Below are 17,890 nucleotides of genomic sequence, written 5' to 3'. Positions count from 1 at the left end.
GGACAGCACCGCGCCGAGATGGCCGATTCCCATGGCCTTGTAGGTCTCGGCATAGCGGCAGCGCGTCACGTTGAAGTGGAACTCGGTCTCCGTGCGCTTCAGCACCTCGATGCGGAGCGCGTCGTCCCTCGTCCAGGCCGGCAGGGTGGCCTCGAAGGTCGCGAGATCGGTCTTGCCCTCCGGCGCCGTCTTCGCCCACTCCGCGCCCGCGGCCTTGGCCATCCTGATCACCGCGCGCGCCAGGATCTCCTTGGCGCGTTCCTCGCCAAGCTCCGCCGCCATTTCCTCGTACACCCCCTTTGCGAAGGCCGCCTCGATCGTGCGCTGGCGCAGGATGCCGATCTCGTCGCTCATGGTCCGTCCGTTCCCTGGTTCGGTCTGAACAGTAGCGCCGGGGTTGCGGCAAGCGAAGGCCCGCGCGACGATGCGCAAGAGGACCGGGACGAGGAGGAAATGATGATCCGTCGCCGCACGCTGCTGGCTGCCCCAGCGCTGCTGACCCTGACGCACGCCAAGGCCCAGGATGCGTGGCCATCGCGGCCCGTGCGCGTGATCGTTCCCTCCGCTCCTGGCGATGGCGGCGATTCGATCGCGCGGCTCTATGCGGCGAAGCTCCAGGAGGCGCTGGGTCAGCCCTTCCCGGTCGAGAACCGCACCGGCGCGGGTGGGCGGATCGGCACCGAGGCCGCCGCCCGGGCCGCCCCCGACGGCTACACGGTGATCATGGGCAATGCCGGCAGCCACGGCATCAACGGCGCCGTGTACCGCAACCTCCCCTACGACCTGGTGCGCGACTTCCAGCCGATCAGCCTGTTGGTCGAGGCGCCGAATGTGCTCGTGGTGAACCGCAAGGTGCTGGATGTCGGCTCGGTTGCCGAGCTGATCGCCTACGCCAAGGCGCGGCCCGGGCAGCTCGACTACGCCTCGGGCGGGGTCGGGACCTCGGCGCATCTGTCGATGGAGCTGTTCAAGTCGATGGCCGGGCTCGACATGCAGCATGTGCCGTTCCGGGGGGCGGCCAACGGGCTGCAAGGGCTCGTCTCGGGCCAGCCGCCGGTGATGTTCGTCAACCTGCCGCCGGCGATGGCGATCATCCAGCGCGGCGAGCTGCACGCGCTCGCGGTGACGTCGATGGAGCGGACGCCCGATCTGCCCGACACGCCGACCGTGCACGAGAGCGGTCTGCCGGGATTCGAGACCATCGCCTGGTTCGGGCTGCTCGCGCCGGCCGGGACGCCGCGGCCGATCGTGGATCGTCTGCACGCGGAGTGCGTGAAGATCGCGCAGATGCCGGACGTGCTCGCGCCGGTGCGACGGATCGGCGGCTTCCCGCGCGCGACCACGCCCGAGCAGTTCCACGAGCGCATCCGCAACGATGTCGCGAAGTGGCAACGTCTTGTCGCCGAAAAGAACCTCGCGCTGGAGTAGAGGGTGCGGATCGCCGAACTCCGCTTCGCGGGCATCAACGTCACGCCGAAGACAAACTGGTCGTTCGTCGAGGTGCGCACCGAGGATGGGCGCACCGGCACGGGCGAGTGCACGCTCGCGAACCACGAGGCGGCGCTGGAGGTCGAGGTCGAACGCCTCGACGCAACGCTGCGCGGCACCGATGCGCACGACCGCAACGCGCTGACGCGGGTGCTTGTGCACGCGCCGGGCGGGCTGGTGCGTCATGCCGCGCTGTCGGCATTGGAACAGGCGCTGTGGGACCTCGCGGGGCAGCAGGCCGGCGTGCCGATCTGGCGTCTGCTGGGCGGGCGGCTGCGCGAGGGCGTCCTGCTCTACGCGAACATCAATCGCGGCGTGGCCGAGCGGGTGCCGGAGGGATTCGCCGCCGCCGCGCGCCGCGCCGTCGCGGACGGGTTCACGGCGGTGAAGCTCGCGCCGTTCGATCCGTTCGTCTGGGAGGATGCGGCGGAGCCTGCGCAGCGGGTGGCCTATGCCCAGGGGCTCGAACGCATCGCCGCGGTGCGCGACGCGGTCGGGCCCGGCATCGACGTGATGGTGGACTGCCACTGGCGCTTCTCCGCCGGCGGCGCGGCCGCGCTGGTGCGCGACGTCGCGCGGTTCGACCTCTTCTGGCTCGAATGCCCGCTCGCCGAGGCGAACCTCGCCGAGATCCGCCGCATCCGCGCGATGGCGAACGACCGCGGCATGCGTCTTGCCGGTGCGGAGACGCTGGCCGGGCTCGCCGGCTTCGCGCCCGTGATCGCCGCCGGCGCCTATGACGTGCTGATGCCCGACATCAAGTATTGCGGCGGGCACGAGGAGATGCGCCGGATCGCCGCCCTGGCGCAGGTGCACGGCATCGAGATCGCGCCGCACAATCCGACAGGACCGATCTGCCACGCCCATACCGTGCAGGTCTGCGCGACCATCCCGAATCTCGGCCGGCTCGAGGTGCAGTTCGGCGAGACGCCGCTGTTCTTCGGCCTCGTGGCCGGCACCGTGCCGGCGATCTCGGGCGGAGTCGCGCCGGTGCCTGACCTGCCCGGGCTCGGCGCTGCGCTCGCGGACGGCGTGGCCGAGCAGCGCCCGTGGAGTCCGATGCGTTCCCCGTGGCTTGATCCAAGGCTCGGCTGATGTACGCCAGGATTCGCGACACCACGATCTATTTCGACATCGACGGCATGGGGCTGGTGCCCGACGGGCCGCGCATGCGCGAGCGCCCGGTCGCCTTCGTGATCCACGGCGGTCCGGGCTCGGACCATTCCGGCTTCAAGCCCGGCTACACGCCGCTCACCCGCGCGATGCAGCTCGTCTATTTCGATCATCGCGGCCAGGGGCGCTCGGCGCGCGACGGTGACCCCGCGCGCTGGACGCTCGACGAGAATGTCGAGGACATGGAGGCGCTGCGGCGTCATCTCGGCCTCGGCCCGATCGTCTCGATCGGCACGAGCTACGGCGGGATGGTCGGCATGGCGCACGCCGCGCGCTACCCGGATGCCGTCTCGCACCTCATCCTGATCGTGACGGCCGCGCATGGCGGGTTCATCCGCCGCGCGCGCGAGATCCTCGCCGAGCGCGGCACGGCGGAGCAGCAGGCGATCACCGCCTCGCTCTGGGATGGCGGATTCCGGAGCGAGGAGGATGTGCGGCGCTTCCATACCGTGATGGGGCCGCTCTACTCGCGCCGCTTCGATGCTGAGAAGGCACGCCCGGCGCTGGCGCGGCTGCCCTATGCGCCCGAGCCGCTGAACCGCGCCTTCGGCCCCGACGGGTTCCTGCGGCGCTTCGATCTCCGCCCGGAGTTCGCCCGCATCACCGCGCCGACCTTGATCATCGCCGGCAGGCACGACTGGATCTGCCCGCCTGAGTTTTCCGAGGAGATCCACCGGCTGATCCCGGGCTCGCAGTTCCAGGTGTTCGAGGACAGCAGCCACTCGATCCGCGCCGATGAGCCCGAGCGGCTGATGGCGGCGATCCTCGGCTTCGTCGGCGCCCCCACCGGGATCGGATGCGGCGGAGCGGGGTCTCGCGGCGGCGCGCGGTGACGGATTGCTGTGTGTGCTTGCTGTGCTGCAGCGGATGAATGGACCGGATGGATGCGCGCTGACGTCGTCGGATTCCAGCGCACAGCGTTCTGCCCTAGCCTCGCCGCATGAAGCTCGTCCTGCTCGGCACCGGCGCCCCACCCGCCGATCCTCAGCGCATGGGTCCCGCCAACCTGATTTTGGCCGGCGGCCGGCGGCTGCTGTTCGACTGCGGCTCGGGGGTGACGCAGCGCCTGATCCAGGCCGGCACCTCCGGCGCAGGGATCGATGCGCTGTTCATCACCCACCTGCACAGCGACCACGTGGTGGATTTCCACCAGCTGCTGGTCTCGTCGTGGCACCAGGGCCGCGACCGGCCGTGGAAAGTGTTCGGCCCACCCGGCACGATCGGCTTCGTCGAGCGCTCGGCCGCGCTCTGGAAGCCGGAGCTCGATATCCGGGTCGCGCATGAGAAGCGCCCCTCGGTGGCGGGGCTCGATGTCGAGGTGACGGAGTTTGCGGACGGACAGACGCTGCGCGGCGGCGTCACCGTCACGCCCGTGAAGGTGAACCACGACCCGTTCCCCGACGTGTACGGTTTCGTCGTCGAGCATGACGGGCTCCGCTTCGTCCACTCCGCCGACACGATCGTCTGGCAGCCGCTGATCGAGGCCGCGCGCGGCGCGGACTGCCTGCTGCACGAGGTGCTCATCAGGCGCGAGATGCGCGTGATCGAGGGCGTGCGCACACAGGAGGGGATCGACGCAGTCGCCTCCTACCACACGCTCTCGACCGAGGTGGGCGCGGTGGCGGCCGAAGCCGATGTGGGCATGCTCATCCTCAACCACTTCGTACCGCCGCGCTTCGACCGCGCCGCCCTGGTCGCGGAGGTGCGCGCGCAGTGGCCGGGGCCGCTGATCCTGGGCGAGGACCTGATGGAATACGACCTCGCGACGCGCACCCTCCAGGCCGGCAGCGCGACGGTCAGCTTCCCCCGCTGAGGCGCCGGGGCGCACGCCGGACCGGCGGCTTCGGCTCGTCGGGGTAGGGCACGCCGAGCGCCGGCGCCTCGCTCAGCGCGAGGTAGCGCAGTACGTTGGCGCGGAACTTCTCGGCGTGGGCGTGCGCGACCTGCTCCGCCGGATCGGGCGCGCGCGCGCGGATCAGCGCCACCATCCGGTCGTGTTCGTCGAGCAACCAGGCGAAGTAGGAGTCCGGCAGCTCGGCGCCCGTCAGCGGCTCGATCAGCGACAGATGCGACAGGCGCATGCCCTTGCCGAGCAGGGTCTTGTAGGTGTCGCGGAGGTGCGCGTTGCCGCACGCCTCGGCGATTGCGCCGTGGAACGCCGCATTGGCCTCGCTCTGGCCGAGCGAATCGCGGCGGGCGACGGCATCGCGGAACGCCCCGGCGAGCGCGGTGAAGTGCGGGATGTCCTGGTCGGTCCGGCGCAGCGCGGCCCAGCGCGTCGCCGCACGCTGGCACAGGTCGAACATCTCGAAGAAGTCGCGCACCTGGTCGATGTCGATCGGCGCGACCGTCGGGCCGCGATTCGGCCGCAGCACCACGAGCTCCTCGGCGGCAAGGCGGCTCGTCGAGCGGGCCGGCCGCCGCCGTCGCCGCCGGGCTTACCTTCGCTGCGCTGGGCTCGGACACTGGCGGCTCGATCCGTACGCCGGCCTCGTGCTGCGGCGTGGTCGGTCTGAAGCCCGGCTTCGGGCGGGTGAGCCGATGCGGCGTGCTGCCCCTCTCGGGAAGCCTCGACCACATCGGCCCGATCGCGCGCACGGTCGCGGACGCGGCGCTGCTGGAGGCCAGCCTGGCGGTGCTGGGCGACCTTGGCGCCAGGCTGGTGCCGGTCGAGCTCGACTGGTTCGACGACGCCAATGCCGCGGTGAATGTCGTGCTCGCAGCCGAGGCCGCCGCGCTGTGGCGAAGCGAGCTCGTGCGCACGCCATGCCGGCTCGGCGCCGCGACCCGCGAGCGGCTGCTGCCTGGCCTCGCCTACCGGGCGAGCGACTACATCGACGCGCTCAGGCTGCGGAGCGCGCTGCTCTCGGGTCCGGTCGCCCGGCTGTTCGCGCAGGCGGACCTGCTGCACCTGCCGGTCCTGCCGGTGCCGGTGCCCACGATCGCCGAAGCCGAGACCCCGGGGGCGATCGACTACCTCGCCTTCGCCTATCCGTCGCGCGCGATCAATCTCCTCGGCTTGCCTGCGCTCGCCCTGCCGATCGGGTTCACCCGCGACGGCTCGCCGACGGCGATGCAGCTGATCGGGCGGCCGCTCGCGGAGGCGCGCCTGCTGGCGCTCGGCGCCGCCTACGAGCACGCCGCCGGGCCGCGGCCGATGCCGCTGCATGCCGGCGCGTCGGCCGCACCGGCGGAACTGACCGCGCCATAGCGCCGGCTGACTCCGGGGCAAGGATCGGCGAGCATGGCCTATGGTCCGCCTCGCCGCTGTCATCCTCGCCGTCGTCCCGGTGGCGCTGCTGATCGGGCTCGGGTGGGCGCTGCGGCGGATCGGCCTGCTCGCCGACCCGTTCTGGCAGGGCGCGGAGAGGCTCTGCTTCGTGGTGCTGCTACCCGCGCTGCTCGCGCACGGGCTCGGCACGGCGGACCTCGCCGGCGTGCCGGTGGCCGGGATGGTCGTCGCGATCGCGGTGCCGCTGCTCGTCACCGCGGCCGCGCTGGTCGCCCTGCGCCCGCGTCTCGGCATCGACGGCCCGGCCTTCACCTCGGTGCTCCAGGGCGGCATCCGGTTCAACAACTACATCGGGCTCGCCGCCTCCGCGGGGCTGCACGGTGCGTCCGGCGTGGCGCTGGCGGCGGTCGCCAATGCGGCGATCGTTCCGACGGTGAACGCGCTGTCGGTGCTGGCCTTCGCGCGCTTCGGCAAGGCGACGCCGAGTCTGGCCGGGACGCTGAGGGCGCTTGCGACCAATCCGCTGATCCTCGGCTGCGCGGTGGGCGCGGTGTGGCAGGCGACGGCGGCGCCCGTACCGGGCGTGGTCGCGGCCGCGCTGCGCAGCCTCGGCCAGGCGAGCCTGCCGATCGGACTTCTCTGTGTCGGCGCCGCCTTCACCCCGCGCGCGCTCCGGGCGCGGCCAGGCGCGGCGGCAGTGTCCTCGGCGGCGAAGTTCATCCTGCTGCCCGCCCTGACCGCGCTCGCGTGCCTTGCGTTCGGCGTGCGCGGCACGGCGGCGGAGGTTGCAGTGCTGTTCGCCGCCCTGCCGACCGCGACCTCGTCCTACATCATGGCGCGCCAGCTCGGCGGGGATGCGCCGCTGATGGCCGGCATCACCACGGTGCAGACGCTGCTCGCGGCCCTTACCTTGCCGCTGACGCTGGCGCTGGTGTAGCGCCGCGCCACGGCACAACCAGCGCCGGCCTGCACGCCTGCGCGAGCTCGAGCGCTGATCGAAAGGCGTGCGGCGCGCCCCGACCAGCCCGATCTCCGGTTGCGCACGCGAGAGGCGGCCGTTCGGAGGCGGGGTCCTTGAGCCATGGCGGCAAGGGGCCTTCCCAACCGCGCGGCATTCTGTATCTGTCCGCCATGACGGACCGGATCCTGATTCTCGACTTCGGCAGCCAGGTGACGCAGCTGATCGCCCGGCGCGTGCGCGAGAGTGGCGTCTACTGCGAGATCTGGCCATTCAACGCTGACCCCGGGCGCATCGCCGACTTCGCCCCGCGCGGCATCATCCTCTCCGGTGGTCCGGCGAGCGTCACCGAGGGCGCCTCGCCGCGGGCGCCGTCCCTGGTGTTCGCGCTGGACGTGCCTGTGCTCGGCATCTGCTACGGCGAGCAGACCATGGTCGCGCAGCTTGGCGGCGAGGTGCAGACCTCGGATCACCGCGAGTTCGGCCGTGCCTTCCTAGACATCACCGATGACTGTGCGCTGTTCCATGGCGTTTGGCAGAAGGGCGCACGCGAACAGGTGTGGATGAGCCACGGCGACCGGGTGACGCGCCTTCCCGAGGGGTTCCGCGTGGTCGGCGTGAGCGAAGGCGCCCCCTATGCCGCGATCGCCGACGATCATCGCCGCTTCTACGGCGTGCAGTTCCACCCCGAGGTGGTGCACACGCCGCACGGCGCAGCACTCCTGCGCAGCTTCACCCACGCGGTGTGCGGCGCGCGCGGCGACTGGACCATGGCGAACTTCCGTGCCACCGAGATCGCGAGGATCCGCCGCCAGGTCGGCGATGGACACGTGATATGCGGGCTCTCGGGCGGCGTCGATTCCTCGGTCGCGGCGGTGCTGATCCACGAGGCGATCGGTGACCAGCTCACCTGCATCTTCGTCGATCACGGGCTGCTGCGCGCGGGCGAGGCCGAACAGGTGGTGGCGACGTTCCGTGACCGGTTCAACATCCGCCTGGTGCACCGCGACGCCGCTGGCCTGTTCCTCGGCGCGCTCGCGGGCGTGACCGACCCCGAGGCGAAGCGCAAGACCATCGGGCGGCTGTTCGTCGAGGTGTTTGAGGAGGAGGCGGCCAAGCTCGGCGGCGCCGAATTCCTTGCCCAGGGCACGCTCTATCCGGACGTGATCGAGAGCGTCTCGTTCACCGGCGGGCCGAGTGTGACGATCAAGAGCCACCACAATGTCGGTGGCCTTCCGGAACGGATGAACATGAAGCTCGTCGAGCCGCTGCGCGAGCTGTTCAAGGACGAGGTGCGCGCGCTCGGACGCGAACTCGGGCTGCCCGAGGCGATCGTCGGCCGGCATCCGTTCCCGGGGCCCGGGCTGGCGATCCGCATCCCGGGCGAGGTGACGCGCGAGAAGGTCAACCTGCTCCAGAAGGTGGATGCGATCTTCCTCGAGGAGATCCGCGCGGCAGGGCTCTACGACGCGATCTGGCAGGCCTTCGCGGTGCTGCTGCCGGTGCGCACGGTCGGCGTGATGGGCGACGAGCGGACCTACGACCAGGCCTGTGCGCTGCGCGCCGTGACGAGCACGGACGGGATGACGGCGGATGTCTATCCGTTCGACATGGGGTTCCTGCTGCGCACCGCGAACCGGATCGTCAACGAGGTGCGCGGCATCAACCGCGTGACCTACGACATCACGTCCAAGCCGCCGGGAACCATCGAGTGGGAGTAGAGTTCAGCGGGTGACGAGAGCGATCCGGTCTTGCGCCCCGGCCCGGGTCAGACGCTTGACCGAGCAGCGTTCGAGAAGAGCGCGTTCGGTTGCCGTGTGGCCGAAGACCCCGCCCTGCACCGGATAACGGTACGATCTAACAACGTCCAGCCGTCGACCGGCGCCTGAGCCGGTGGTCAGGATCGCCGGCCCCAGGTCATCGGCCAACACGATCGAGGCGCCCACGCCGCCGATCGGGGGTGCGCCGGCAGGCCTCGGCTATGGCGCCATCCCCAGCAACGCGTAGAGCCGCGCGCTTGCCGGCCAAGCCTCGATCACGGTCTGCGGATAGGTCGCGGCGCCGTAGCCCGCGCCCGCCAGCACCAGCAGGGTCAGCACCCAGGCGACCGCCGCCCCGGTGCCGCGACGGGCGCGCGACGGTGGAGGCGGGGGCTCGTCGATGTCCTGCGCCGACATCGGCGGCGGCGGCGCGGGGCGCATGCGCAGGCGGGGCGGCGGCTCGTCCTCCATCTCGCGCACCTTCGGCGGCGGCGGCTCCGGCCACTGCGTCACCGGCGCCTCGGTCTCCGCCGGCTCCGGACGCGCAAGCCACACGGTCCCGCAGCGCGCGCAGCGCACATTCTTGCCAGCCGGGCCAATCACGCCGGCGGCGACGTCATAGCGCGCACCGCAGTTCGGGCAGGCGATCCGCGGCATCGGGACGAACCTCCGGGGGGCTGGGGACTCGGCGCGGCCAATGGTTTCGCCGACGGCGTGACGGCGCGCAAGCCCCGTCCTTGCAGCGAGGCGGGGCGCCGTGCCAGCGTGCGCCGATCCGGCGACTCGACTGCGAGACCGGGTCGACACCCGTCGCGCAGGCCCCCCGATGACCGAGCGCCCCGTTCCCCGCCGGTTCCTCCGGCGCCTCGCCGCCGCCGCTGGCGTGGTCCTGCTCGCCCTGCTGGCGGGGTTCGTCGTGTTCCTCGCCCGGCTGCCCGCTGAGTCGCGGGCGGCGCCGCCGGACGGCACGGGCATCGTCGTGCTGACCGGCGGGGCGGGCCGGGTCGCGGAGGGGCTCAGGCTGCTCGATCGCGATCCCTCGGCGCGGCTGCTCGTGTCGGGCGTGCACCACGCCGCCGCGCTCGCCGAGCTCGACCGGCCGGAGGGGATCGACGCAGCGGCGCTCGCGCCGCGCATCACGCTCGGCCGGCGCGCGACCTCCACCCGCGGCAATGCCGAGGAGGCCGCCGCGTGGGCACGCGCGCACGGGCTTTCGACCCTGGTGGTCGTGACGGCCGGCTATCACATGCCACGGGCGCTGCTGATGCTGCGGCGGGAACTGCCGCAGGCGCGGCTGATCGCCCATCCGGTCACGCCCGCACCGTTCCGGCGAGACCGCTGGTGGCTGAGTCCCGGCGTGCTGAGGCTGGCCGCCGGCGAGTACGTGAAGCTGCTGGCGGCGCTGGCGGGGCTTGCCCCGGCCGATCGGGGGATGTCGTGACGCTGCTGCGCTCGGCACTGTTCAATGTCGCCTTCTTCGCCTTCACCGTGATCGCCTCGGTGGTCTGCCTGCCGCTGCTGCCGCTCCTGGACCGCGCGGGACGGCTTGCGCTGCTGGCCTGGTGGGCCGAGCGCGTGCTCGGGCTGCTGCGGATCACCGTCGGCATCCGCGTGCGTGTGGTCGGCGAGGACCGCATCCCGCGCGAGGGCCCGGCCCTGATCGCGGCCAAACACCAGTCTGCCTTCGATACGATCGTCTGGCTCGCGCTGCTGCCCCGGCCCGCCTATGTGCTGAAGCGCGAGCTGTTCTGGATTCCGCTCTATGGCTGGTACGCCCGCTCGGCCGGGATGATCGGGATCGACCGCGCGTCCGGGCCGGCCGCGATCCGCCACCTGATGCGCGCGGGCGAGGCCGCGCTCGCCGAGCGGCGGCAGATCTTGATCTTCCCGGAAGGGACCCGCACGGCGCCGGGCGAGCGCCGGCCGTACCAGCCGGGGATCGCCGCCCTCTATGCGCGTTCGGGGCTGCCCGTGGTCCCGGTGGCCACCGATTCGGGGTTGTTCTGGGCACGGCGCGCGTTCCACAAGCGCGCCGGCACGATCACCGTCGCGGTGCTGCCGCCGATCCCGCCCGGCCTCGCCCGCGAGGCGATGCTGGACCGTCTGGAGGCCACGATCGAGGCCGAGACCGACCGCCTGCTTGCCTCCGCCCCGCCCGCTGCGTGAGGCTTTGTCCCGACCGATCAGGGGAGGATGACATGGCCGCCGCGAACGACGACCCGGCACTGGCGCGCAATCCGGCGAATTTCCGGCCGCTGACGCCGCTCCTGTTCCTGGAGCGCTCGGCCGCGGTGTTCCCCGACAGGATCGCGGTGACGCACGGCGCGCTGCGGCGCAGCTATCGCGCGCTACGCGATCGCTGCGTGCAGCTCGCGCATGCGCTGGCGCAGCGGGGCATCGGCCGCGGCGATGCGGTTGCCGCGCTGCTGCCGAACGTGCCGTCCATGCTGGAGGTGCATTTCGGTGTGCCGATGACGCAGGGCGTGCTGAACACGATCAACACCCGTCTTGATGCCGGCACGATCGCCTACATCCTCGAGCACGGCGAGGCGAAGGCGATCATCGTCGAGCGCGAGTTCATCCCGCTGTTGCGTGCGGCGTTCGCTCAGACCGCGGCGCGGCCGCTGGTGATCGACGTGGTCGACGACACCACCCCCGAGGCCGCGCGCGACGAGACCCTCGGCGGCATCGACTACGAGGGGTTGCTTACGGAGGGCGATCCGGGCTTCGCCTGGCCGATGCCGGCGGACGAGTGGGACGCGATCTCGCTGAACTACACCTCCGGCACGACGGGCCGGCCCAAGGGCGTGGTTTATCACCACCGCGGCGCGCAGCTGCTCGCGGTCGGCAACGTGCTGTCGGCGTCGATCCCGCGCCATCCGGTCTATCTGTGGACTCTGCCGATGTTCCACTGCAACGGCTGGTGCTTCCCGTGGACGATCACGGCGCTCGCCGGCACGCATGTCTGCCTGCGCGCGGTGCGCGGGGCCGAGATGTGGCGGCTGATGGCCGAGGAGCGCGTCAGCCATATGTGCGGCGCGCCGATCGTGATGGCGACGCTGCTGAACACGCCCGAGGCGGAGAAGCGCGCGCTGGAGCGCAGCGTGACCTTCCTCGTCGCGGCTGCGCCGCCGCCCGAGGCGGTGCTGCGGGCGATGCGCGAGGCCGGGTTCGAGGTCTGCCACGTCTACGGGCTGACCGAGGTGTATGGGCCCTCGGTGGTGAACGAGTGGCACGAGGAATGGAACGCGCGGCCGATGGCGGAGCAGGCCGCGCTGATGGCGCGCCAGGGCGTGCGCTATCTCGCACTCGAAGGACTCGCGGTGATGGACCCTGCGACCATGGCGCCCGTGCCAGCGGATGGGACGACGCTCGGCGAAGTGATGATGCGTGGCAACGTGGTGATGAAGGGATATCTGAAGGACCCACCCGCAACGGCGAAAGCCTTCGCCGGCGGCTGGTTTCACACCGGCGATCTCGCGGTGACGCAGCCCGACGGCTACATCCAGCTCAAGGACCGCTCGAAGGACATCATCATCTCGGGTGGCGAGAACATCTCCTCAATCGAGGTCGAGGACGTGCTCTACGCGCACCCGGCGGTCGCAGCGGTGGCGGTGGTGGCGAAGCCCGACGAGACATGGGGCGAGACGCCATGCGCCTTCGTCGAGCTGAAGCCGGGGATGAGCGCCACCGAGGCCGAGCTGATCGCGTTCGCGCGCGAGCGGCTCGCGCATTTCAAGGCGCCGCGCGCGGTGGTGTTCGCCGAGATCCCCAAGACCTCGACGGGCAAGATCCAGAAGCACCTGCTGAGGGCTCGGGTTCAGGCGTCGTAGGCTGTCTCCAGCAGCGCGCGGTAGTCGGCCTCGCTCGCCTCGCGCGGGTTGGTCGCGTGGCAGTGATCCTTCATGGCGGCCGCCGCGATCGCCGGCAGCACCTCCCGCGTCACGCCCATCGCGCCGAGCGTCGCCGGCAGACCGAGTTCGGCCGCGCGCGCCGCGAAGGCCTCGGCCACCGCTTCCGCGCGCGTATCGGCAAGCCCCATCGCCGCGCCGAGCGCGCTCACCCGCTCCGGCACGACGGCGGCATTGAAGCGCACCACATGCGGCAGCAGCACCGCGTTCAGCGTGCCGTGATGCAGCACCGGCGGCGCTGGGATGCCGCCCAAGGGATGGGCGAGCGCATGCACCGCGCCCAACCCCTTCTGGAATGCCATGGCCCCTTCCATCGAGGCCATCATCATCTCCCAGCGCGCCTCGCGGTCCGTGCCGTGCTCCGTCGCGCGGACGATGTGGCGCCAAGCGCGCGCGAGCCCGTCGAGCGCGATCGCGTCGGCGACTGGATTGATCCGTGGAGACAGGTACGCCTCCACGTTGTGGGTCACCGCGTCCATGCCGGTCGCGGCCGTCAGCAGCGGCGGCAGGCCGAGCGTGAGCTCGGGGTCGCAGATCGCCACCTTGGGCAGCAGATGCGGGCTGCCGATTGAGACCTTGCGCCCGTCATCGAGCACGATGATCGCGCCGCGGCTCACCTCGCTGCCGGTGCCCGAGGTGGTCGGGATCGCGACATTGGGCGCGGCAGCCGAGGTGATGCGCGCGAGCCCGCCCTCGATCACGGCGTATTGCTTGAGTGGCCCGGCAGGGTGCGTCACCGCCACCGCCACCGCCTTGGCGAGATCGAGCGGCGAGCCGCCGCCGAGCCCGATCAGCCCATCAGACGCATGCGCCCGATAGGCGTCGGCAGCGGCGCGCACTGCGGCCTCCGTGGGGTTTGGCGGGGTGTCGGCGAACAGCGCGACCGGCAGGTCCGCGGGCAGGACGGCGCGCACGCAATCCCACAACCCGGCCGCCACCACGCCCCGGTCGGTCACCACCAGGGGCCGGCGGATGCCGACCAGCGCCAACTCCTCGGCGAGCAGGGCGAGTGCGCCGAACTCGAACTGCACTCGCGTGACATAGGTGATCAGCGCCATCGAGCTTCCTTCGCCGCCTGCCGGCTCTGGCCTTCGCGACCGAGCCATCGCATGTTCGGCCCGCCACCGACGCGCAAGCAAGGGACCCACCCATGGACCGATCGGTCATCGACGGCGTGAAGGCCCATCACGCCGAGCTCACCGCCATCCGACGCGACATCCACGCCCACCCCGAGATGGGGATGGAGGAGGTGCGCACCGCCGCCCTCGTGGCCGCGAAGCTCCGCGACTGGGGCATCGAGGTGACCGAGGCCGTCGGCAAGACCGGCGTGGTCGGCACGGTGAAGGGCACGCTGCCCGGCCAGCGCGCGATCGGGCTGCGCGCCGACATGGACGCGCTGGCGATCCCGGAAGCGACCGGACTCCCCTATGCCTCGCAGAACCTGGGCGTGATGCATGCCTGCGGCCATGACGGCCACACCACCATGCTGCTCGGCGCGGCGCGCTGGCTCGCCGAGCACCGCGACTTCGCCGGCACCGTGCACCTGATCTTCCAGCCCGCCGAGGAGGGCCGCGGCGGGGCGCGGGCGATGCTGGCCGACCGCCTGTTCGAGCGTTTCCCGTGCGACGCCGTCTACGGCCTGCACAACAAGCCGAACCTGCCGGCCGGCCGGTTCGCCACCCGCACCGGCCCGGCGCTGGCCGCGGCCGATCGCTGGGGCGTGATCTTCCGCGGCACCGGCGGGCATGGCGGTTCCACACCGCACCTCGCCACCGACGTGACCGTGGTGCAGGCACATTTCGTGCTGGCACTCCAGACCATCATCGGCCGCAATGTCCCGGCGGTGGAGGCGGCGGTGCTCTCGGTCGGCGCGCTCGCCGGCGGCTCGTTCGACTCACCCAACGTCATGCCGGCGGAGCTCCGCCTCGCCGGCACCGCGCGCAGCTATTCGCGCACCGTGCGCGACCTGCTGGAGCGGCGCATCCGCGAGCTCGCAAGCACGCTCGCCCAGGCCCACGGGTGCTCTGCCGAGGTCGAGTACCGCCGCGGCGTACCCGCGCTCGTGAACCACCCCGAGCAGACAGCGGTCTCGGTGGCCGCCGCCGCCGCCCTGGTCGGCGAGACGGAGGTGGAGGCAAATGCCGCCCCGGTGACGGGCGGCGAGGATTTCGCCCTGATGCTCGAGGCGAAGCCCGGCTCGTTCATGTTCATCGGCGGCGGGGCCGGCCCTGATGGCCGGTCGCCCGAGCTGCACACGCCGCATTTCGACTTCAACGACGACATCATCCCGCTCGGGGTCGCCTACTGGATCAGCCTTGTCGATCAGGAGCTCGGGCTCCAGCGCCAGGGCTAGCGGTGGCACCGCCCGTCCGCGCGGGGTAGGCTTGTGGCTGGACCGGGAACGAGGACGATGGCCGTTCGGGCACAGGGCGAGGCCGAAACGCAGACCATGAGCTTCGAGGACGCGCTCGCCGAGCTCGAGGCGATCGTCGCCCAGCTCGAGGCCGGCAAAGGCACGCTTGAGGACGCGATCCGTGCCTATGAACGCGGTGACGCGCTGCGTCGGCACTGCGCGGCCAAGCTCGCCGAGGCGCAGGCCAAGGTGAGCCGGATCGTCGAGACCGCCGGCACGGCCACAGGAACCGAGCCCCTCGACCCCGAGACATGACGGCACCGGTCGCGCTTCAGGGCCGGCTCGGCGCGGCCATGGCCGAGGCCGCCGCGGCGGTCGAGGCCACGCTCGACCGGTTGCTGCCGCAGGGCGAGGACGCCCAGGCCCGGCTCTACCAGGCGATGCGCTACGCAGCACTCGGCGGGGGCAAGCGGATCCGCGCCTTCCTGGTGCTGGAGAGTGCCGGGCTGTTCAACGTCGCCCGGCGCTGCGCGCTGCGCGTCGCCGCCGCGGTGGAGATGCTGCACGCCTATTCCCTGGTGCATGACGACCTGCCGGCGATGGACGACGACGATTTCCGCCGCGGCAAGCCCTCCTGCCACAAGGCCTTCGACGAGGCGACCGCGATCCTGGCGGGCGACGCTCTCCAGGCGCTCGCCTTCGAGGTGCTGGCGGAGGCCGACACCCACAGCGACCCGGCAGTGCGGTGTGTGCTGATCGCCTCGCTCGGGGCCGCTTCCGGGGCGCGCGGCATGGCGGGCGGGCAGATGATCGACCTGCTGGCCGAGGATGCGCAGCTCTCCGAGCACGAGGTGACCCGGCTGCAGATGCTCAAGACCGGCCGCCTGATCACCTGGTGCTGCGAGGCCGGCGCGATCCTCGGCAAGGCGGCGTCGCCGCAGCGCCTGGCGCTGGCGCATTACGGCCGCGACGTCGGGCTCGCCTTCCAGATCGCCGACGACATCCTTGACGAGACCGGCACAAGGGAACAATTGGGGAAGACGCCGCGCAAGGACGCGGCCGCGGGGAAGGCCACGCTGGTGTCGTTGATGGGGCTGCCGCGGGCCAAGGCGCATATGCAGTTTCTGGCGGAACAGGCGACCGGTCATCTGTCGACCTTCGAGGGGAAGGCCGACCTGCTCCGCGATCTCGTTTCCTTCGTCGTCACCCGCCGGATGTAGGAGCCATGACCCCTCAGGCCATCAAGCCGATGCTGGATCGCGTTCACGTGCCGGCGGACCTGCGCAACTTCTCCACCGCGCAGCTGAAGCAGCTCGCCGAGGAGCTCAGGCGCGAGACGATCGAGGCCGTCTCGATCACCGGCGGGCATCTCGGTGCCTCGCTCGGCGTGGTCGAGCTGACGGTCGCGGTGCACCATGTGTTCGACACCCCGGACGACCGACTGATCTGGGACGTCGGCCACCAGGCCTATCCGCACAAGATCCTGACCGGGCGGCGCGACCGCATCCGCACGCTGCGCCAGGGGGGCGGGCTCTCAGGCTTCACGCGACGGAGCGAGAGCGAGTACGACCCGTTCGGCGCGGCGCATTCCTCCACCTCGATCTCCGCCGGGCTCGGCATGGCGGTGGCGCGCGACCTGAAGGGCGACAGGCGCCACGTGATCGCGGTGATCGGCGACGGCGCGATGAGCGCGGGCATGGCCTACGAGGCGATGAACAATGCCGGTGCCTCGAAGTCGCGGCTGATCGTGATCCTCAACGACAACGACATGTCGATCGCCCCGCCGGTGGGTGCGATGAGCGCCTATCTCTCGCGGATGCTGTCGGGCCGGTCCTACACCGGGCTGCGCGAAGTCGCCTCGCGCATGGCGCGGCGCTTCCCCAAGCCGCTCGAGCGCACGGCACGGCGTGCGGAGGAGATCGCACGCTCGATCCTGACCGGTGGGACGTTGTTCGAGCTGATGGGCTTCTACTATGTGGGCCCGATCGACGGTCACAACCTCGATCATCTGCTGCCGGTGCTGCGCAACGTGCGCGAGGCGGAGGAGACGGTCGGTCCGATCCTCGTCCACGTCGTCACGCAGAAAGGCAAGGGCTACGCGCCGGCCGAGGCCTCGGCCGACAAGTACCACGGTGTCTCGACCTTCAACCTCGTCACCGGCGAGCAGGCCAAGGGCGCAGCTGGCCCGCCGAGCTACACCAAGGTGTTCGCCAACGCGCTGATCGCCGAGGCGCAGGCCGATCCGCGGATCGTCGCGGTGACGGCGGCCATGCCGGCCGGTACGGGGCTCGATGCCTTCGCCAAGCGCTTCCCCCATCGCAGCTTCGATGTCGGCATCGCCGAGCAGCACGCTGTCACCTTCGCTGCCGGCATGGCGTGCGAGGGGTTCAAGCCGTTCGTCACGATCTACTCCACCTTCCTCCAGCGCGCCTATGACCAGGTGGTGCACGACGTTGCGATCCAGAACCTGCCGGTGCGCTTCGCGATGGACCGTGCGGGACTGGTGGGCGCGGACGGTGCAACGCATGCCGGCAGCTTCGACATCGCCTATCTCGGCTGCCTGCCGAACTTCGTGCTGATGGCCGCCGCTGACGAGGCGGAGCTCGTGAACATGGTCGCCACCGCCGCGGCACATGATGCGGGACCGATCGCATTCCGCTATCCGCGCGGCGAGGGCACCGGCGTGACGCTGCCCGAGCGCGGCGAGATACTGCCGATCGGCAGGGGGCGCGTGCTGCGCGAGGGCACGAAGGTGGCGCTGCTGTCCTATGGCACGCGACTCGCCGAGTGCCTGAAGGCGGCCGATGAGCTCGCCTCGCGCGGGCTGTCGACCACGGTCGCGGATGCGCGGTTCGCCAAGCCGCTGGATCGCGCGCTGGTGCATCGGCTCGCGCGCGAGCACGAGGTGCTGATCACGATCGAGGAAGGTTCAATCGGCGGGTTCGGATCGTTCGTGCTGCACGAGCTCGCGCTTGCGGGCCTGCTCGACAGCGGCGCGAAGGTCCGGCCGATGGT

19 protein-coding genes and 1 pseudogene are annotated in these 17,890 nt (G+C 71.4%); 15 read left to right on the top strand and 5 right to left on the bottom strand.

What is annotated here, in order from left to right:
* Positions 1-354: L-2-amino-thiazoline-4-carboxylic acid hydrolase (locus ACTIFU_RS15800; RefSeq protein WP_439579277.1), on the bottom strand; the 354-nt coding region annotated here is incomplete at its 3' end.
* Between the two features lie 102 nt (positions 355-456).
* Here ACTIFU_RS15800 and ACTIFU_RS15795 point away from each other — a divergent pair.
* The 4 genes from ACTIFU_RS15795 (at position 457) to ACTIFU_RS15780 (ending at position 4,474) form a co-directional block, all read left to right on the top strand.
* Complete coding sequence (locus ACTIFU_RS15795) at positions 457-1,428, top strand: tripartite tricarboxylate transporter substrate binding protein (RefSeq protein WP_439579276.1); 972 nt, start codon at positions 457-459, stop codon at positions 1,426-1,428.
* Between the two features lie 3 nt (positions 1,429-1,431).
* Positions 1,432-2,583, top strand: a complete 1,152-nt coding sequence (locus ACTIFU_RS15790) for a mandelate racemase/muconate lactonizing enzyme family protein (RefSeq protein ID WP_439579275.1) — start codon at positions 1,432-1,434, stop codon at positions 2,581-2,583.
* Entirely contained in the window at positions 2,583-3,494 is a 912-nt protein-coding gene (locus ACTIFU_RS15785) for an alpha/beta fold hydrolase (protein WP_439579274.1), read from the top strand. Before ACTIFU_RS15790 ends, ACTIFU_RS15785 begins: the two co-directional genes overlap by 1 nt.
* A gap of 107 nt (positions 3,495-3,601) precedes the next feature.
* On the top strand, positions 3,602-4,474 hold the full coding sequence (locus tag ACTIFU_RS15780) for an MBL fold metallo-hydrolase (RefSeq protein ID WP_439579273.1): 873 nt from the start codon (positions 3,602-3,604) through the stop codon (positions 4,472-4,474).
* Here ACTIFU_RS15780 and ACTIFU_RS15775 read toward each other — a convergent pair.
* Positions 4,458-5,036 (bottom strand): GntR family transcriptional regulator, encoded by a 579-nt coding sequence (locus ACTIFU_RS15775; RefSeq protein WP_439579272.1) that lies wholly within the window; start codon positions 5,034-5,036, stop codon positions 4,458-4,460. The genes ACTIFU_RS15780 and ACTIFU_RS15775 overlap by 17 nt on opposite strands.
* A gap of 23 nt (positions 5,037-5,059) precedes the next feature.
* Here ACTIFU_RS15775 and ACTIFU_RS15770 point away from each other — a divergent pair.
* The 4 genes and pseudogenes from ACTIFU_RS15770 to guaA all read left to right on the top strand — a co-directional run.
* A pseudogene (locus tag ACTIFU_RS15770) lies at positions 5,060-5,269 on the top strand (amidase family protein); the annotation flags it as partial.
* Complete coding sequence (locus ACTIFU_RS15765) at positions 5,249-5,872, top strand: amidase family protein (RefSeq protein WP_439579278.1); 624 nt, start codon at positions 5,249-5,251, stop codon at positions 5,870-5,872. The pseudogene ACTIFU_RS15770 and the gene ACTIFU_RS15765, both read left to right, overlap by 21 nt.
* 40 nt (positions 5,873-5,912) lie before the next feature.
* Positions 5,913-6,830 (top strand): AEC family transporter, encoded by a 918-nt coding sequence (locus tag ACTIFU_RS15760; protein WP_439579271.1) that lies wholly within the window; start codon positions 5,913-5,915, stop codon positions 6,828-6,830.
* A gap of 194 nt (positions 6,831-7,024) precedes the next feature.
* Entirely contained in the window at positions 7,025-8,572 is a 1,548-nt protein-coding gene (gene guaA / locus ACTIFU_RS15755) for a glutamine-hydrolyzing GMP synthase (protein WP_439579270.1), read from the top strand.
* Between the two features lie 3 nt (positions 8,573-8,575).
* Here guaA and ACTIFU_RS15750 read toward each other — a convergent pair whose 3' ends face one another.
* Both ACTIFU_RS15750 and ACTIFU_RS15745 read right to left on the bottom strand, forming a co-directional pair.
* Positions 8,576-8,797: a hypothetical protein gene (locus ACTIFU_RS15750; RefSeq protein WP_439579269.1), complete on the bottom strand. Its 222-nt coding sequence runs from the start codon at positions 8,795-8,797 to the stop codon at positions 8,576-8,578.
* A 33-nt stretch (positions 8,798-8,830) separates the two neighbouring features.
* Positions 8,831-9,268, bottom strand: coding sequence for a zinc-ribbon domain-containing protein (locus ACTIFU_RS15745; protein ID WP_439579268.1), 438 nt, complete (start codon positions 9,266-9,268; stop codon positions 8,831-8,833).
* Between the two features lie 169 nt (positions 9,269-9,437).
* On the opposite strand from ACTIFU_RS15745, the gene ACTIFU_RS15740 reads away from it, so the two are divergent.
* From ACTIFU_RS15740 to ACTIFU_RS15730, 3 genes are read left to right on the top strand one after another with little or no spacing between them, the layout of a single operon-like run.
* A complete protein-coding gene (locus tag ACTIFU_RS15740; RefSeq protein WP_439579267.1) occupies positions 9,438-10,052 on the top strand; it encodes a YdcF family protein in 615 nt (204 codons plus the stop codon).
* Positions 10,049-10,777 carry a lysophospholipid acyltransferase family protein gene (locus ACTIFU_RS15735; protein WP_439579266.1) on the top strand — a complete coding sequence of 243 codons (729 nt, stop codon included), beginning with the start codon at positions 10,049-10,051 and terminating at the stop codon, positions 10,775-10,777. The genes ACTIFU_RS15740 and ACTIFU_RS15735 overlap by 4 nt, the downstream gene beginning before the upstream one ends.
* Before the next feature lie 32 nt (positions 10,778-10,809).
* Entirely contained in the window at positions 10,810-12,444 is a 1,635-nt protein-coding gene (locus ACTIFU_RS15730; RefSeq protein ID WP_439579265.1) for an acyl-CoA synthetase, read from the top strand.
* Here the strand turns inward: ACTIFU_RS15730 and ACTIFU_RS15725 are convergent.
* Positions 12,432-13,580, bottom strand: a complete 1,149-nt coding sequence (locus ACTIFU_RS15725; protein ID WP_439579264.1) for an iron-containing alcohol dehydrogenase — start codon at positions 13,578-13,580, stop codon at positions 12,432-12,434. The genes ACTIFU_RS15730 and ACTIFU_RS15725 overlap by 13 nt on opposite strands.
* Before the next feature lie 92 nt (positions 13,581-13,672).
* Between ACTIFU_RS15725 and ACTIFU_RS15720 the strand changes: the two genes are divergently transcribed.
* From ACTIFU_RS15720 to dxs, 4 genes are all read left to right on the top strand, one after another.
* Positions 13,673-14,875, top strand: coding sequence for a M20 aminoacylase family protein (locus ACTIFU_RS15720; protein WP_439579263.1), 1,203 nt, complete (start codon positions 13,673-13,675; stop codon positions 14,873-14,875).
* A gap of 57 nt (positions 14,876-14,932) precedes the next feature.
* Positions 14,933-15,190, top strand: a complete 258-nt coding sequence (locus tag ACTIFU_RS15715; RefSeq protein ID WP_439579262.1) for an exodeoxyribonuclease VII small subunit — start codon at positions 14,933-14,935, stop codon at positions 15,188-15,190.
* Positions 15,187-16,095 (top strand): polyprenyl synthetase family protein, encoded by a 909-nt coding sequence (locus ACTIFU_RS15710; RefSeq protein ID WP_439579261.1) that lies wholly within the window; start codon positions 15,187-15,189, stop codon positions 16,093-16,095. The genes ACTIFU_RS15715 and ACTIFU_RS15710 overlap by 4 nt, the downstream gene beginning before the upstream one ends.
* Before the next feature lie 5 nt (positions 16,096-16,100).
* A partial coding sequence (gene dxs / locus ACTIFU_RS15705) for a 1-deoxy-D-xylulose-5-phosphate synthase (protein ID WP_439579260.1) occupies positions 16,101-17,890 on the top strand: 1,790 nt, incomplete at its 3' end.

The sequence above is a fragment of the Elioraea sp. genome (assembly GCF_051860475.1).
GTDB lineage: Bacteria > Pseudomonadota > Alphaproteobacteria > Acetobacterales > Acetobacteraceae > Elioraea.
Note: the sequence above shows the minus strand (reverse complement) of the source record. Positions and strands in the feature narration are given on the sequence as shown.